At 45.1% G+C, this 17,382-nt stretch carries 12 protein-coding genes; 2 read left to right on the top strand and 10 right to left on the bottom strand.

From position 1 onward, the window contains the following. Position 1: 1 nt before the first annotated feature. From SIO70_RS10410 to SIO70_RS10370, 9 genes are all read right to left on the bottom strand, one after another. The gene (locus tag SIO70_RS10410) at positions 2–874 is read right to left on the bottom strand and encodes a glycoside hydrolase family 43 protein (RefSeq protein WP_320580804.1); all 873 of its coding nucleotides are present in this window, start codon (positions 872–874) and stop codon (positions 2–4) included. Positions 875–953: 79 nt separating this feature from the next. Continuing rightward, entirely contained in the window at positions 954–2,288 is a 1,335-nt protein-coding gene (locus tag SIO70_RS10405; protein ID WP_320580803.1) for a glycoside hydrolase family 140 protein, read from the bottom strand. A 7-nt stretch (positions 2,289–2,295) separates the two neighbouring features. Further along, positions 2,296–5,310 carry a DUF6298 domain-containing protein gene (locus SIO70_RS10400; protein ID WP_320580802.1) on the bottom strand — a complete coding sequence of 1,005 codons (3,015 nt, stop codon included), beginning with the start codon at positions 5,308–5,310 and terminating at the stop codon, positions 2,296–2,298. Beyond that, entirely contained in the window at positions 5,300–7,396 is a 2,097-nt protein-coding gene (locus SIO70_RS10395) for a DUF3826 domain-containing protein (RefSeq protein WP_320580801.1), read from the bottom strand. Before SIO70_RS10395 ends, SIO70_RS10400 begins: the two co-directional genes overlap by 11 nt. An 18-nt stretch (positions 7,397–7,414) precedes the next feature. Continuing rightward, positions 7,415–9,184, bottom strand: a complete 1,770-nt coding sequence (locus tag SIO70_RS10390) for a RagB/SusD family nutrient uptake outer membrane protein (protein ID WP_320580800.1) — start codon at positions 9,182–9,184, stop codon at positions 7,415–7,417. 11 nt (positions 9,185–9,195) lie between these two features. Next, positions 9,196–12,348 carry a TonB-dependent receptor gene (locus SIO70_RS10385; protein WP_320580799.1) on the bottom strand — a complete coding sequence of 1,051 codons (3,153 nt, stop codon included), beginning with the start codon at positions 12,346–12,348 and terminating at the stop codon, positions 9,196–9,198. Positions 12,349–12,975: 627 nt separating this feature from the next. Then, positions 12,976–13,224 carry a hypothetical protein gene (locus SIO70_RS10380; RefSeq protein WP_320580798.1) on the bottom strand — a complete coding sequence of 83 codons (249 nt, stop codon included), beginning with the start codon at positions 13,222–13,224 and terminating at the stop codon, positions 12,976–12,978. Between the two features lie 91 nt (positions 13,225–13,315). Then, positions 13,316–13,747: a MauE/DoxX family redox-associated membrane protein gene (locus tag SIO70_RS10375; protein WP_320580797.1), complete on the bottom strand. Its 432-nt coding sequence runs from the start codon at positions 13,745–13,747 to the stop codon at positions 13,316–13,318. Positions 13,748–14,278: 531 nt separating this feature from the next. After that, the gene (locus SIO70_RS10370) at positions 14,279–15,238 is read right to left on the bottom strand and encodes an Ig-like domain-containing protein (protein WP_320580796.1); all 960 of its coding nucleotides are present in this window, start codon (positions 15,236–15,238) and stop codon (positions 14,279–14,281) included. A gap of 338 nt (positions 15,239–15,576) precedes the next feature. Between SIO70_RS10370 and SIO70_RS10365 the strand changes: the two genes are divergently transcribed. Next, the gene (locus SIO70_RS10365) at positions 15,577–15,969 is read left to right on the top strand and encodes a response regulator (protein WP_320580795.1); all 393 of its coding nucleotides are present in this window, start codon (positions 15,577–15,579) and stop codon (positions 15,967–15,969) included. Between the two features lie 78 nt (positions 15,970–16,047). Further along, positions 16,048–16,401, top strand: coding sequence for a DoxX family protein (locus SIO70_RS10360; protein WP_320580794.1), 354 nt, complete (start codon positions 16,048–16,050; stop codon positions 16,399–16,401). A gap of 11 nt (positions 16,402–16,412) precedes the next feature. Here SIO70_RS10360 and SIO70_RS10355 read toward each other — a convergent pair whose 3' ends face one another. Beyond that, positions 16,413–17,381, bottom strand: a complete 969-nt coding sequence (locus SIO70_RS10355; RefSeq protein ID WP_320580793.1) for a hypothetical protein — start codon at positions 17,379–17,381, stop codon at positions 16,413–16,415. Position 17,382 lies beyond the last annotated feature (1 nt).

The raw sequence follows: 17,382 nt of genomic DNA, 5'->3' as shown, positions 1-17,382 counted from the left end.
TTTATTTGGTTTGGGATAAAAGTCCTTTCAGGACCCTTTTCGTGGTTTTGAATATGGTGCCGTGTTTATGTCCGGTTGGCAGTGAGACTTTGGCTGAGATATCGGTAAAGCTTTTGAAATCGATTGTTTTTATTGCGCCGTAATGGTGTGTGCCATAGTTATCGTAATAAATAAGCCATTCCTTCCCTACTTTGGTCGCGGATGGGCCTTCAGTCAGTTTATCTGTAAAAGGCGCTGAAATCGCCTGAAATGGACCTGTAGCATGCTCGCTGAATGCCACCTTAATATCCCTTTCAGGACGGGTGTTGTCTTTAACCACCAGTATGTACCTGTGGTTCGCTTCTTTTACGATCGTACCGTCTATCACACTGTAGCCCGGGTCAAAGAAGAGCTTTGCAGGTGAAAAGGTCACGAAATCCCGTGTGGTGGTATAATACAGCCGGTGGTTGTTGTTTTCTTCTTCGGCGCCTTTGGGAAAACGATTGGGAATGGTGGTACTCCAGATGATGAGGAACTGGTTATTTTCATCATCATAGAAGAGTTCTGGCGCCCAGACATTTACAGCTGTGGGTTCATGTTCCATCACGGGAATATATCGTTCGTCTGACCAGTGGATCAGGTCTTTGGAGCTTGCATAACCAAAGCCTTTATCACCTTTCCAGGCACTCGTCCATACAAGGTGAAATGTGCCATCAGGGCCTTGCTGAATACTGGGGTCCCGCATGATTTTTCCACCTGTTGTGGGTGTAAGGAATGAGCCGGGAATGTCCGTCCAGTTATAGCCATTGTGGCTATATAACAAATGAAGGCCATCCTGGCCGGGCTCCCGGAAAGATGTGAAGAGGTACACATCCTTCCCGGAGCGGCAGGCCATACAGAAAATAAGTAGTAATGATATAGGTCGCATAACAAGTGGAATCAGATGTAATTTTCAGCTGGAAGCATTGAATTCTTTAAGACCTGTCTAAGATCAATACCCAGTCATTCCCTTCTTCTTCCTTGCCCGGTGGGTCAAAGACTTTCACGCCTTTGTTTGGAAATGTGCCTATCCGGGAGGTATACCCGGTGCGTGGATCATACCACGATGCTTTGATATAACCCGCTTCTATCTTTCCTAACTGTACAGGAATACTGCGACCAGTAGCAGTATAATAGAAGGCATATGTCTTTCCTCTTGTAGCCAGAATGCGCTGATGCTGCGTACCTGTATCCTTTGCCAGCAATGACTGATCAGGTACACGATCAAAGTAGGAACGGGAGAGCAATAATTGTTTCAGGTATTTCATCTGACCTGCTCCCGGTGCATTGAGTGCATCTGTATACACTTCTCTTACACCATATACGCCTTTCTCTTTTGCTTTGTGAAACTGCATCACTGAATTATGTCCATAGGTAAACCCGGCACCACCGGCAAATACTGACCAGTAGGCGTAACGACGCACATCCTTATCTGACCAGTAAGGGTCTTTTGGATCATGCAAACCCTGTGGAATACTTTCGTAAGATGGTTCTCCATCCAATACTGGTTTTACAGGTGTCAGTTTATAATCTGCCTGTACATACCTGAAATTATCTTCGCCGTATTTTCTTTTTGTCGTATCCTGGTTATAGCGCTGGTGGCCAGACTGAAACATATTGAAATTCAGCCAGGCTGCATGGTGGAACCAGTCGGAAGATTGGGCACGGCCTCTCGGATGAAAGGTCATCAGATGTACGGAGTCTTCTTTGTGCAGGGTATTGCCAATAGCATTCCATACCGCAGAAGAGTCACTTCCTTTGATATCGCCACCATTCAGCCAGATAATGTTCTTTTTATCATGAAAACGGGTAGCGAGGAAGTGCGCATAATTAGCAGCAGCGGCTGGCGACACCTTGCCTTCTTTGACAGCCCCTCCCCATACCGGCACCAATGCCATGTAGAGTCCTTTGGCCGCAGCTTTATCAACGACAGTTGCTACGAAATCGAAGTACTTTTTCTGAGGTGCAGCAATATTGCTTTTCAACAATGCGGAATCTCCTTTTTGATTCACGGCGGCCAGCTTTGGCAACAGCATTACCTGGATCACATTGAATCCTTTCTGCTGGCGATCGGCCAGATAATGATCTACCTCCGATTCATTCAGGTTGGTAAACAATAACCAACCGGTATCTCCTAACCAGAAGAAAGGCTGCCCATCAGCTGTCTGAAAAAAGTGCCCGTCCTTTGAGATCTTCAGTGGCAGGGTTTTACTTTGCCCGTAAGTGAAGAACGGGAGTAATAATAAGTATAACAGTGTATTCCATTTCATGCTTAAACTATTTGCGGCTTATCCATAACACAGCGGGAGACTGTTGTGGGTTATGAAATTTAAAGCTACTGATCTTTTTGTTACTGATCAGGTGTCCATCCTTTGCATCTATCCAGCGGGCAGTGCCCTTTACGCCTGCATCTACTGTTATTTCTGTAGTTGTATTACAGTAAATGATGTATTCGTTTGCCGTATTCTTCAGTGCCATTACACAGGGCATATCTACAGGTTGCATGTCGGCAGCGGCTATTAAGAACCCGGGCACCTCTATTACAGGAATGTCCGCCAGGGATCCTCCTGCCATCAATACCGCCCACCCAAAACGATCGTAACTGTCTGCTGAGTAGATGACTGCTTTCTCAGGATATTTCTCCCTGTATTCACGCACTGCTTTGTACACCATTTCTTCACTGGTCTTTTTAGGTTTTAGCAGCCGTGCGTGCTGCCGGGGCGCCAGGTTCTGACCTCCCTGTGGAGCATATGCTTTACTATCCTGCTGATAATACCAGTAGCGAATGTCAATCAGGTCAATGACATGTGAATAAACTGGATTTTGCAGAATAGAATCCTGTACATCCTTTGTTGTGCTGAGACCTATGATACAGGAGGATGCATGATCCTTTTTATACGCATCAATGGTATTGACCCAGAATTGCACAAAGTGCAAAGGCCCGGTGAACTCTGCACCTATCAGTTGTATCACATTGCTGTAGCTACGCAGGCTTTCCATACACTGCCGAATATATGCCTGATGCAAAGCACGACGCACCGGATGAGTCGTATCATAAAACTGCGCTGCCATGAAGATGCGCTTGCCACCTGCATATGGTGGTGGTTCCGGAAAACCTGTATTATTCACATTATTCGCAGGGCGCCATGGAAAATCTGCATAGTGCGCACCTGCTTCGATAATATTGTGCTGGAAGTAATTTTCGTGAATCAATACCTTGCCTTTGGATGCAAACTGTTGTAAACGGGTCCAGTACCAGGTATTGTATTTCGTGATATCATATTTGCTGAGTCCATCCCATGCTGTGCCTTCACCACTGCGTGCAAAAGGCTGTTCATAGAATGGAGGCCATACATCGCCATCTATGCGCAATACCCGTTCATGATCATCTCTTCTTCTCTCATACCAGAGACCGTAGTTGTGATCAAAGGCGATGATGTTCTTTTGTTGCATCCAGTTGACTACGCTATCCAGGTCATCTGTAAAACCAGTGCCGGTGCGGCCGGGTACAAAACGGGTGAGTGCAGGTACGGCTTCTTTTGCATCTTCAGGACGGATACCACCCCGCCACCAGGGTTCTTCATGACGGCCACCGGTGAGGAGCTGGTTATTTTTTAGTATTCTTCCATTTTGAATGTGGATAACATCCGCATTGGCACGCACTAATCCATTTTTTTTGACAGGCGCTATCCTGATTCCTTTTGTATTGACTTCGATCATTTTTTGTTGTGTGATCCATTCCTGCAATGTCAAGGCCGGCTCCTTTGACTGGGCAATCAATTCCGCCGCCTGCTGAGGTGACGGACTACTTGAAGCCTCCGATGTAGCAGGCATCAACCTCGCTCTATCCGATACATCCTTCCCCAACCGGTCTGCCAGCTGTGCATAATACAAACTACGTGGATTGATGTATTCATTGGAACTATTCCAATACCCATCTCCCTGAAACTGTGCCCAGGCACCAAATGACCAGTTCATGGCCCCCGGTGGCGCAGGACAAATGATCTTTGCAGCCGCACATTGCCAGAGCATACTATTCGCCGCTGACCAGCCAGCACCCTGCCCATCCTGCCCTCTATCCGGAAACCCCAATGCCTGCCCTGTCACCTGCACATTATCCAGCAATACGCCGGAGGCCCAGCTATCTAATGTACCGCTATAACTAAACGGCATCCAGGATTCACATTGTACAAATGCATTAGGCCCACCTGCACAGTAGCCTACCCCGAAATCATGATAGCCATATTGTGCATAGATGCGCTGAAAAAGCGTTTGCTGACCGGCAGTAAAAAAGGTATTCCTGCGCTGCCCCCCAATTTCACTCACAGGGGCTAATGAGATACAATCTTCTACCGTAATACGACCCGCAGTTTCCCATATGGCCACTGCTGAACCGGCAAAATGTTCAAATGAGACCTGCCTGACCCAGCTATCTGTCGCATTTCCGAAGGTAATACCCATCCAGCGATGATCTTCATCTTTGGGCCGCATTTCATCAACAGCAGATATACAACGGAGGTTTTCCACACCCACATGTGTTATCTGCCCCGGCCATTGGTAAGCCCTAATGGTAGCAATACCGTAGGTTGTATCCAGTGCCGTAGTCAAAGGTGCATCCAGTGTGACCTGATTGCCATGAACAGCCAGTACTTTTCGATCCCAGTGAATCACGCGCTCGTTTGGCTTCCAGCCCAAGGCCGTGATGCCGCCGCCAAAATGTTCCGTACCTAATTGTGCGATCCATGCTTTTGTACAGGGACGGCTGATTTCCACCCTATCTCCCGCTTTGAAAACAGATTGCGCCACATTGATCGTAGTTGCATTTACAGGTAGATAGGCATCGGTGATATTTACTGTTGTATTGTAGTGCTTATTATTCACACCCGCTATGCGAATGAGTGGTGCCCGGTCTGTACCTGCTCCAAGCAAAATGGTTTCAGGCCCACTGCCTCTCAGTACTACATTTCCAGTATTGATGCGCAAAGAGCCAAACACCTGATAAGTACCTTTTTCAAGTAACACCGCACCACCACCAGCAGCCGCTACCTGATCGATCGCTGCCTGTATATCACCACCTACAGGTACCACTATACGTGCAGACACATCCGGGATCGTACTATCCCCACCCATATATCCACAATAGGAATAGTCAGGTATACGATTGCCTAAGGCGTCTGATGTATACACCAGACGCCCTTCTTTACTCACCGATACCGATGGTTGAATTTTTTGCTGTGCCGTTGTTGTAAGTGGCATACAACATACCAGCAACCATAAGATCTTATTTTTCATTCCTACGTTTCTTCCAGTCTGCTTCCGCTTTTTTCATATCAATACCGGATGCTGATAAATAGTTATTGATCCTACCTTTGTACTTACCGAACACCGCATGTTTTTGTTCAGATGTACCTGCATCCATCGCATGTTCACGGGCTTCTATCAGCCATGTCATGATCTGTTGCTGTTGCGCAGGTGTCAGGTTAGGCAGCATATCCAGGTAAGCATTGTAAGTGACAGGTAGTATGCTGTAAGTCATGCCATCCTTTACTTTTGTGACCTGTTCAGTCGTTAATACGGAAGACAGCCTGGACAGGTAGTGCTGGTGTAGCTCACGCATGAGCACTGTATCTTTTTTTCCTTCGTTATCTTTAATATCTACATATTGCTGCGCAATAATAGATTGTACCTGATCATTCTTTGAATCGTCATCAATACCCAGTGTGGATACAATCTTTGCAACACGCTCATTGATGATCATGGTATAAGGTTTCTTATCACCTTTTATATCATTCAGGAAATCTTCTATATTGGTATAACCATCACCATTCTTATCTTTCACCGCGTCGCTGGCATCTTTTGGATTCAGCCCATGTTTAGTTTCCCACTCATCAGGCATACCATCACCGTCTGAATCTTTGTAAGGTTTGCCTTTGTATTCAGGATAACCACCTACCTGTGCAATGTCATAAATAATACCCTGCTTGTAAGAATCCGGGGGCAGTCTGCGCTTAATATATTCACTACCAATTTTAGACTCGGTATTGTCTTTGTAAATGATCTTACCGGTACGCACCTGTTCTACCACTCTTTTATCCACAGGATCACGCACTGGCAGCGTAGCGCCTGCATTATCCAATACATACTGATAAGCATCCTTCGCAGAAAGGATCGTCATCTTTGGCATCGGGGCGGGATGATCTACTTTCATATCTGCCGTGTATTGCCCCGTATTTGGCAGGTCTTCTACCTGTACACCACCATCCCAGTTGTTTTTGGTAATATTATCATAGCCTTCCATGATATTGCCGGTTACGTATGATCTGCCAAACTGCTGGTATTTCAGTTTGCTACGGCCGGATTCCGGCTTAATAATACGATGCCCTACATTCTCATCTCTTGGCGTAACAGGACCCGGTTTGAAATAGTTATTGATGATATTGAACTGTGAACGATAATCGCCACCATCAACAGTACGATGTTTCCAGTTGAATACTACGTTATTCACAAAATTGAATACGCTGAACCAACCCACTGAAGGATTACGTCCTGCATTACAAGCCCAGAGGTTGCGGATGAAAGCACAGTTTTCACCACCCAGTGTACTACCAAAAGCATGATTGTAAGTATCCAGTGCTTCGGAGGAAATACAGTTCTGAATGGTGATGTTGATGGTAGGTAATTTTTCTTCCTGATAACCTTCTCCAGGGTTGTACATATGCCGGTACAGGGAGATGTTTTCATCCAGGCCCCAGCTGGCAGAGCAATGGTCAATGATAATGTTGCCTACAGGATTTCCACCCAATGCATCATCCCGACGGCCTACGGCTGTTTCGCCTCTGCGAAAGCGCATGTAGCGGATCACTACATCATGGGTGTCGATCCAGAAGCTTTCGCCTGCTACACAAACGCCATCACCGGGGGCTGTCTGGCCGGCAATGGTGATATAGGGCGCCCGTAGGATAATGGGAGTCTTCAAATGGATGATACCAGCTACGTTGAATACCACGGTACGTGCGCCCCCCTGTTCACAGGCATCACGCAGTGTACCGGGTCCTTCGTCGGCCAGACTTGTTACTACATATACTTTACCTCCACGACCGCCAAAGGTGTATGCACCACCGCCCTCAGCTCCGGGAAAAGCGGGGATGCTTGCCTGTGGCAGGTCAGTAGGCCGGGAAGCAAATGGAATATATGGTTTGCCATTGCGCGCTTCCTGGGTCACAATGGGTAATGCTTTCTGCCACATGTCGTCTGCATGTTTCTTTGCACCATCAAGCATGGAATCACTGACCTGCTGTACAGCTTTTGGTATGGTTGGATATTGAGCAAATGCATGATGCCCGAAACAAATTGCTGCCAGTATGAAATACTTTTTCATCGGTTATTTAATTTCAGATTATTCGTAAGGATTAAAGGTGCCGCTGTTCCATCCTTGTGTCTGTTCCAGCGATGGGTTCCGTTGTATATTTGATGTAGGTATACCGTAAAAATAATAATTCGAAGGATAATTTATAGGCTGCTGTGTATCCAGGTTACCCACTGTTGCTGTGAAATAAGTGGTATAGTCAGTACCATTGATATCCAGCTTATCGCGCAGCATAATGCCTTCGCTGTCTGTTTTTTCAAGGATCGCTACGGTGTAAGGTGCTTTTACGGCAATCGTGAGTATCTTTCTTGTAGTGCCATTTAATTTGTCGAATAGTTTATTGCGGCGCATATCATCATATCGTTTCCCTTCGAAGGCCAATTCTATATGGCGCTCATTCAGGATCACCGTGCGCAGTTCATCTTGTGACAAACCTGTCTGCAAACCATACATATTATCTGACCCGGGATTGATACCCGCTCTTTTGCGAAGCGCAATCAGCATATCGTAGGCTTCCTGTGTACGGCCGGTGGCATTGGCGCATTCCGCAAGGTTCAGCATCACTTCGCCCAGTCTCAATTCTATCCAGTCCGTTTTGCCCAGTTTCGTATTATCCTTTATGGTAGCGGTATTGCAATTCTTGCGGCAATAGAAACCAGTTACACAAGGTTTACTTTTATCATCAGTCATTCCTGTGTAGTTCCATTGTCTGCGGTTGGTTTTATTACTCAGTGGCCAGGTACAGCCATTGTATGCGATGGTGGCATCAAAGCGGGGATCGCGGTTTTTCCAGAAATATACAGCGTCATAACCGGATGTTGCATCGTCGATAGACTTGCCATCTTTGGTAGGATATGCTTTTACCATGTCCCAGGTAGGCTGGTAAGCACCACCGCCCCCATTGGACTCTGAGTAAGGACGGGCTGCATCGTCAAATGTACTGGCTTTGTTGGCTCCATCAAATGAACGCAGCATGATCACTTCTTTGTTGCCAGTGCCTTCATCCAGCCAGATGTTTGCATAACTGGAATATAAAGTATAGCCATCTATGAGCAAGGTATCATACGCATGTCTGTTTGCCTGATAAGCACGCTCCCAACGGGTCTGATCACTGTTTGGATTGAACTGCGGACTGGCCCAGTACATAAGCATACGGCCTTTGATACCTAATGCTGCTCCTCTGGTAATCCGGCCTCTGTCAGCACTACCCCAGCTGGCAGGACATTTTACTGCCATATCAAAATCTCTTGCGATGGAGTCTATACACTCAGAAGTTCTATTTCTCTTTACATACAGATCTTCTGTGATCCAGTCCTGTGGATGGTTCAGATAAGGTATCCCACCATAGAGTTTCACCAGCTGAAAGTAAATCCAGCCACGGAGAAAGTATGCCTGTGACTTGATTTTGGTTCTGGTATCTATATCCAGGCTCCCCTTATCTATTTCAGTAAGCAGGATATTGATTTTGCGGATATATGCCCATGCATTGTTAGACGCATTACCACCGTAAAAGTCAGTGATATTGTCTACTGACAGCGTACCATACCACAGCTTGGAATCACCACCATTATAGTCGTCTGCCAGATCGTGAATAGCTGTAGGTAGAGTAGCGGATCCTTGCAGGTTTGGCCATGTAGGCATAGCAATGTCATAGAGCCTGTTCAGGTACAGCGTAGCTGTAGATTCATTATTCCAGGCCGTTTCATCAATACCTGAGAGGTCGGTTTTGTCCAGTATCTTGGAACAGGAGCAAAGCCCCAGCAGCAGGAAGATGTATATATAGATGATCTTACTTTGCATAGTTGTTAATTTTACAAACTCAGGTTCAGGCCAAATGTGTAAGTACGCAATGCCGGGTAGTCAATCGCCAGGTTGGTAGCCGGATCTTTGTAAGGCTGATGATTGATGAGCCCCCACAGGTTAGTACCCGTTACAAACATGCGCAATTCAGGAATTTTCCATTTTGCTGACAGTTCTTTTGGCAGACTGTAAGACAGCTGTGCATTGTTCACACGCATAGCAGTAGCGCTACGTACCCAGAAGTCAGATACTTCGCTGATGAGTGGTGAGTTCATGAGAGGATACTTTGCATTTGTATTGGTGGGTGACCATGAGTCTTTCCAGATACCGAGTGCGCGGGCATTTTCTGTGGGTGGTGTTCTCGCCGTCTTATCATATGCTTCGTAGCCACCTACCTGCAGACTGATGTTAAAACTCAGCTTCAGGTCTCTCCAACCGGCACCGAGATTAAAGCCTACTCCAAATATGCTGCTGCTTCTGGGAGCAATACGGGTTTTATCGTTTGCATCTATTTTCCCATCACCGTTGATGTCTTCGTAGTTCATATACCCTGCAATGAGCGGGTTCCCATCAATGGTCCATCCGGGATGTGCAGCCAGGAAGTTTTCTGCATCCTTGGTCGTACGTACAATTCCAGTTGACTTATATCCTTCCATCCCATTATCAGTTCTGCGGCCAATTGGGTTCTTCCATGCAGTATCGCCGGCACCATAGTATTTGCGGATAACTTTATTGTCGCTCCACCCGAAGTTCATGGAAGCAAAGTATCTGAAATCTTTATTGATGGTACCATTATAGCCGATGGAAGCTTCAGCACCCCATGATTTCAGTCTGCCATAGTTCTGGTCTGCAATGGCAGTACCAAAGGTAGTCGGCACTGTGCTAGTAGGCTGTTGCAACATATCGTAGTTGTAACGGTGCCACAGGTCTATTGCAAAGTTGAATTTAGAGTTGAAGAAGGTACCATCAAAGCCCAGGTTTTTGTAGAGGGCTTTTTCCCAGGTAATGTGTTCATTGGGCACATCGTTGTTACTTAAACCACTGGTGTAAGTGCTACCGAAGAGCATACCGGTCGTCTGGGTGTATCTTTCCTTGTACTGATAGTTCTTCACGGCATCGTTACCGGTCAACCCCACCTGGAAGCGGATCTTAAGGTCATCGATAAATTTCACGCTGCGATGGAACCATTTTTCCTGAGAAATTCTCCAACCAAGAGCTACTGACGGGAAGTAGCCCCAGCGGGAGTCTTTAGGGAAGTTAGGAGAAGCATCTGTACGGAAAGTAGCTTCCAGCAGGTATTTTTCAGAGAAGCCATAGTTCAGACGCCCCAGGTAACTCACACGGCCTGTTTCACCTGCGGATCCACCGTTGTCATACAAGGATTTGTCCTGGCTAAAGGCAAACAATTCATCGATACCAGGGATCACCACCGTTTCACGACGGGTATTGAAAGCGTCACTCTGTGATTCCGCCTGTTCAGCTACGAGTAGCAGGTTGATGTCGTGCTTACCAAAAGTGCGGGCGTAGGTGATCATTTCATCCAGCTGATAGTTGCTGGAACCACCGTAATTCTCCAGCATCACATTACCATTCTTGATAAATGTAGTCGGGTTGGTAGTGGTAGTTTGATTGGTAAAGATCACGTTCTGTGTGGTTACATGCACACCTTCCCTGATAAAATTGTAGAGGTAGTAAGGAACATAGTATTCCTTGCCGAAATCAGTACGGGAATTGCGACCATATTGTACGCGGAAAGACAATCCCTCGATGGCCGGCAGTTTATAATCCAGGGCAGCGTTGATAGTCTGGCCCTGTGATTTAGTTTTGGCATAACTACCCGATTTCACCAGTTCTGAAGGGCTCCAGCCGGGCACTGAGGAATAAACAGGTTTACCATCGATATACATAGGCACCCATCCGGGTGTGAGCAGCAGTGCACTCACGGTAGCATTCATCTGGTCTGACTGCTCGGTAAGACCTGATTGAACGGTTTTAGGTGTGGGCCTGTTCACGATGGAGTTATCTGTAGCAAAGGATACAGTAGCAGTCAGGTTATCGACGATCCTGGCATTGATACCCAGGCGCACGCCAAATTTGTTGCTATACAGGTCACCTACATTTCCATCTTCTTTATAGTAGTTAGCACCGGTGAAGAAAGTCACTCTTTCGCTACCACCGCTTACATTGATGGTATGGCGGGTAAGATGTGATTTTTTCCAGACATCATCGATCCAGTTGTAGTTATGGGATCTGAGATAAGTCAGTTCATCGTCGGTATAATATTTTGCAGTGTTGGCATCTTTGAGGCTGGTATACTTGTTATTGAGCATGGTTGCCTGATCAAAGCCGGAGAGCATTTCAGGGATGTAAGTCGCATTGGACAAGCCATAGGAACCAGCATAGCTGATACGTGGTTTGCCGGGTTTACCCATCCTCGTTTTCACCAGTACCACACCGTTTGCTCCTCTTGCGCCATAGATAGAGGCCGCAGCATCTTTGAGGAAGGAAATACTTTCTACCATGGTTGCATCCAGGTTGTCAAAGTCGGCCTTCGTCATCTGGAAACCGTCTATTACATAAAGCGGATCTGTAGAAGCGCCGGTAGCGGCCCAGGTGACAGGGTTACGGATGGTGAGGTTAGTAGTGGAACCGGGGCGGCCGGACGACTGGCTGATAGATACACCGGGCACCCTGTTTTGCAGGGCTGTAGCCAGGTTGGCTACTGGCAGATCTTCTACTTCGGCAGTATTTACTACTGCCACTGAGCCCAGTACGTTCGCACGCTTTTGCGTACCATAACCAATGATGACGGTTTCATTCAGGGACTTCACGTCTTTTTCGAGAAAAGCATCGATCGATTCCTGTTTGTTGACAGCGATTTCCTGGAGAACATACCCGATGAGGGAAATAATGATGGTAGAGTTTTCGTGGACCTTCAAAGTGTAAGATCCGTCGGGAGCAGTAGTGGTTCCTTTATTGCCTACTTTTACGCGAACCGTTACTCCCGGAAGTCCGGATCTTTCATCCGCGTCATAGATCTTCCCTTTTAAGATAATTTCTTTTGCCGGCATAGCAGGTGTGGTTGGCTGCTGTGCCAGGGCCGTGGAACATAGAAATAGCAATCCTGTTATCCTTATCAGGATACATGGTAGATTTTTAAACATTGCCCGTATTATTTAAGGCATATACAATGAGGGATAGTCAGCGCATGGAGGTATGCCTATAGCAGGCATGCGGCCCACAATTTCAATGGGTGAGTCCTAGTTTTTATCCCTGTGTGAGAACTTTAATCCAGTAAAGGTTTCGCGATACTACGATTTTGTAATAGCATTCAACAATGAGAACCTTACCCTTAGGTGGTGATATTCATACTTTTTCATACCTGATGGAATTTTATACAATTTTCAAATTGGATAGCAGGGCGCGGTCTGCTATTGGTTTATGGGCCAGTCTACAGTAAAAAAACGCCGCTCATAATCATGGAAATTACACAAACTGCAGTTGTCGTCTTCGGTGTCTTACTGACACTAATAGGTGCCAAGCTACACAAAGTTTTAAGCAAAAGAATAGATCGGGGAAATTTTATTTACGCAATCGTTGCCGGAAATGATTAGTGGAGAAATAGCTTCTCTCAGAAGCACAAAGAGGGTGTCGCATAAATAAATGAACTCCTGAGAATTGCATAAAATGGAATCCGGCACCATCAGGTATCCAAATTAAAAGAGGGTGTATCTAATTTTTATAATACACCCTCTTTGTTGCAGGCGAGACAGCCTTGATCAGGCTTATCGTCACTCTTTGAAGGCACGGGCTATGGAAGTTGTAGTAGGATTGGGAGATGAATACCCGTAGGCACACAGGGCTCCGTTTCCTTTACAACCTGTTGGCGGATTATCTTTATCGAAAGTCGCTCCCAGATATTCATACGTGTATGGGTCATACCAATAGACGAGAGACCGGAAAGATTTAGCAGCCTGTGTGGCACTAATGGTTACAATGGTTAATACTGCCGCTAGTGCAGTAAGACGGATGTGTTTCATTGCTTTGGTTTCTTAGTTAACGATGTTAAAGTTTGGCGTATGTGATTTAATTAGTTGTTGCGCTTCAGATACATTTGTTGTGCTGTTAGTATTAATGCTGATTTAATATTCGATATGTATTATGCACCAGGTAAATGCCGGCAATGCACAGTAATAAACATGCGGCATCAAACCACACATGTGCATTCCAGCTCATACTGCTGATGATTCCCCCGCAGGTACAGGGTAAGTTTGCACCACGACTCAGCAGGATGCCCAGGTAAACCAGGAATCCGGCAAAGAGGATGGCGCTTGCAATGAAAGCCGTCATGCGAAATGCAGTGATCAGTAACATTGCTGCGAGCAATACTTCTCCTATTGGCAGTGCCCAGGATACTACACCAGACCAGGCTGCGAGCAGCGACCAGGGTGAAATACTCAGCTGGTGCCTGAAAGTGGCATGCTCAATTAGTTTGGTTAATCCGGTGTACAAAAACAATATGACGAGTAATGACGCAATGATTTCAATAAGCAGCTTCTTCATTTTTCATAACATTTCATGAGTATACGGTGGACATACTTTTCTTGGGCATACCTTCTCTGGTTTCATTAAAGTAAATGACTTCTATGGCATCGTCACAGGCAATACCTTTTCAGGTATCGATAAAGACACGATTCAATACCCTTCCGGGTATCGACACAGGCACAATTTAATCAGTACATAATATTTACCTGTTCTACATGTAGAACAGCAAAGAAAAAAAGAAACAATACCAGGGGAATTAAATTGGCTATTGAGACTCTTTGGCTAATGATTAACTAAATGCTGATTTTAGATTCTGTTGTAGTCATATTACATTCTACCGGGTATTTTGAGTTCTTATGTTAAGCAGCAGGCCTACGGTTCAGATTCTCATAAAGTGGGGGCAACTAACTGTTTAACATAACATAGTAAAAGTAGGTAATTATTTGGATTTATCGATAATTTTTCTATGTAAAATAACAGTCATTTTGCGCTTGTCATTTTGGTTATGATTAAGCTGCAAATTGCAATGGATTGCGAAAAATATAATTACTAGTGGACCACCATTACATTTGTATAAAAACTATAATCTTTTGACTTTGTAAACAACATGTACATACCTGCAGGGAAATTGCTCACATCAATAGTTACAGTCAATCCATCCAGTGCCATTTCTTTTTCAAATACGGTAACTCCGTTGTAACTCATTAATGTAATCACCGCTTTTTCATTCACTGCCGGCAAATATTTTACTGTGAGATTGCTGCTTGCCGGATTGGGATAGATCTTATCAAACATACCTGTGGATACAGCAGTTCTGGTGAGTACTACTGATGCCGTATTGGGGTTTCCTGCCTGGTCTGTGGCCGTACTATCAGGAATTTGAACTGACAACTTACCATCATGTATCGGAGTTACAATTGCTGTAATGAGGTTATTACGTACACGATCAAAGTCAGACAATGTAGCATTGACAGCTATGATCTTACTCACATCAAAAGTGCTGATCGCCTCACTGAAACTTATACTTACACTAAAAGGCGCAGATACCGGATTAGCTGCTGTTGATAATAAACCGGATGTAGGCCGGGTCATATCAAAATATACCTTGCTATTGTCCGTCGTCTCGGTCACGACGTTCAATGTATCGCCGGCATCGTTGATGTAAGAAATATTGAATAATATCTCCCCTTCTGTATCTGTATCCGTCATTGTCCATGAAACGGTATATTGCAGATATGACACGGCAGTAGGCGATACCTTGTGCCCCGCAATGGTGACATGGGGCGAAGCAAGGTCACTGCTGGCAATGAAAGATAGGGTCACTACATCCCCCAGTTTTGCAAAGGATGTATTCTCATTGTTAGACACTATATTGACGTTGGTTACTTCTCCCGAGGCACTTGTTTTAGCAAAGCCTTGTGCGTTAGCATTAGCAAATACAAAGGAAAGTATACAGCATGATATAATGAGCCCCTGAGCTATGGTTTTTCGTATTAAAAAGCGGTCCATTAGGATAGGGATATCCGGTTTTTCTTTTAGTAGGTTAAAATTATAAATAATTATTTAAAGAAAATAATAATATGTCGATAATAAAAATAGTAAAACGTGATACAGGTAAGGGTTAGGGAGTGAAAAAAGTTTCTTAATATCTGGCTTTCAATTGATAACAATAAAATGAGGGCTAAAAGCTTTTTTCATAGAATATTGATGAATCTATGCGCTGGAAAGCCTAAATAACCCTGATTTACCAATGATTGTCTATTAATAAATAAATTCATGTTTCAACAGCCCTCCGACTATCCATCTTAATTGGATATTATTATTGTATAATTGGTACTTTTGCGCACATGACGAACAAGGTTATTTTACTGGTGGATGATGATAGGGATGATCAGGAACTATTTGGTGAAGCGATGTCTATCGTAGATAGCGCCGTTGTTTGTCACTTTGCATCAGATGGTGAGGAGGGACTGAAATTACTAAAAGATAATTCAAACGATGTGCAACTGATCTTCCTCGACCTGAACATGCCAAAGATGAATGGCAAACAGTTCCTGGAAATTATCAAGCGAAATGAACAACTGGAAAAAATACCTGTCGTGATATTTACTACCTCCCTGAGAGAAAAAGACGGTATTGAAACTGCTGCCCTGGGGGCTGCCCATTTTATGACCAAACCTTCCAGCTTCGGAGAACTCGTAAAGCAATTGGAAGGCGTATTGGAAAAGGCCCTCGGATAATCTCCACTTACCTGTAAGTAACTAAAATTTTCCGGGTAATTAACCTGCTTAAGTTTGCCTCACTAAACATAAGCAATAATGAAAGTATTGAATTCCATCCTTTGGATCCTCCAGATCTTAGTGAGTGCACTGTTTATTTATTCCGGCTGCATGAAATTATTTATGCCTATTGACCATCAGGCGGCTATGTACCCATGGACTGGACAGGTAGCGCCAGGTTTTGTGCGTTTTATGGGTGTCATCGACCTGCTGGGTGGTATTGGATTACTCATCCCCTTGCTGGCTATGTATGCCGCCAGTGGAATTGTATTGCTCATGGTGTGTGCCTCCGTTTTCCACATTGCCCGTGGCGAAGCCAGTGTGATCGGGTTCAATATTGCAGTTGCGATCATTGCTGCTTTCATTGCATGGGGAAGGAAGAGACTGGCATAAAGCCAATCTCTTCAGATCTTTGCTGCAACTGTAATGTGAAATGTAATTTCATAAATACCATCTGTCAGGAACTTGATAGAATGCGTAAGACGAAGCGTCTTGTTGATATCTGTCGCCTTTGGCAATATGCGGTAATAGGACAAACAGGACCCATCTGTCCAGGCCGTTCCCCCTACTGTCAGCGATGTGAACAAAGGCATGCCTATACCCAGTTTCGGAAATTCCATTTCCATCGTAGAGTCTGTCGTCACCACTGGATAATATGGATCCCAGTCATGGAATGTAGGATAAGTCAGCGCCAGTCGCTGCATATCTGTCGATGGATTGAACGGTTTCCCATTCTTATCCAGCCACTTTATAATCACCTTACTCACATCTGATGGTGTATACTTTATATCTACCGGATAGGTATCGTTTTCCTGTACAGTGGTTCGGTCTGCATCATTATCCGGAGGAGTGGTCTGTACACGACGATACACTACAGTATAAGTAGAACTCAATGGCGTTACAATAATGTCACAGGCATTCTTCAGCGTCTTCTCCCCTTTTATGTTGGATACATTGACATCTATGGTATACCGGCCTGTATCCAAATATAAAGAGGCCCTGGTGAACTGTAAGCGACCACCGATCGGGTTGATGCTGAACGGCGCCACCGTGCTATCCTGCATCTTGGCATTGAGCATAGTCAGCGTAGAATCTGACTGTGTCACAGCGTCTTTGAAAATCGTGATCGTTTGCGGACGAAGAAACATACTGTCTGCGCTTTCGCCAGTATACGCATTTCTGACTGACAGCAGCTTTACATGTATGGGATTGGTCGATCCATCTGCTACAAGTGTAGAAGAGGTGGTAGTCGTGCCCTGTTGTACTGTAAACGGATTCTCCAGGTAGTATACACTGTCACTCAGAAAGCCTTTCTCTATCTTTTCACAACTCAGCAATACGACTGATAATAATAGGATGCGTGTTATTTTCATC

Source organism: Chitinophaga sancti, from assembly GCF_034087045.1.
GTDB classification, from domain to species: domain Bacteria; phylum Bacteroidota; class Bacteroidia; order Chitinophagales; family Chitinophagaceae; genus Chitinophaga; species Chitinophaga sancti_B.
This window is presented reverse-complemented; position numbering and strand designations above follow the sequence as displayed.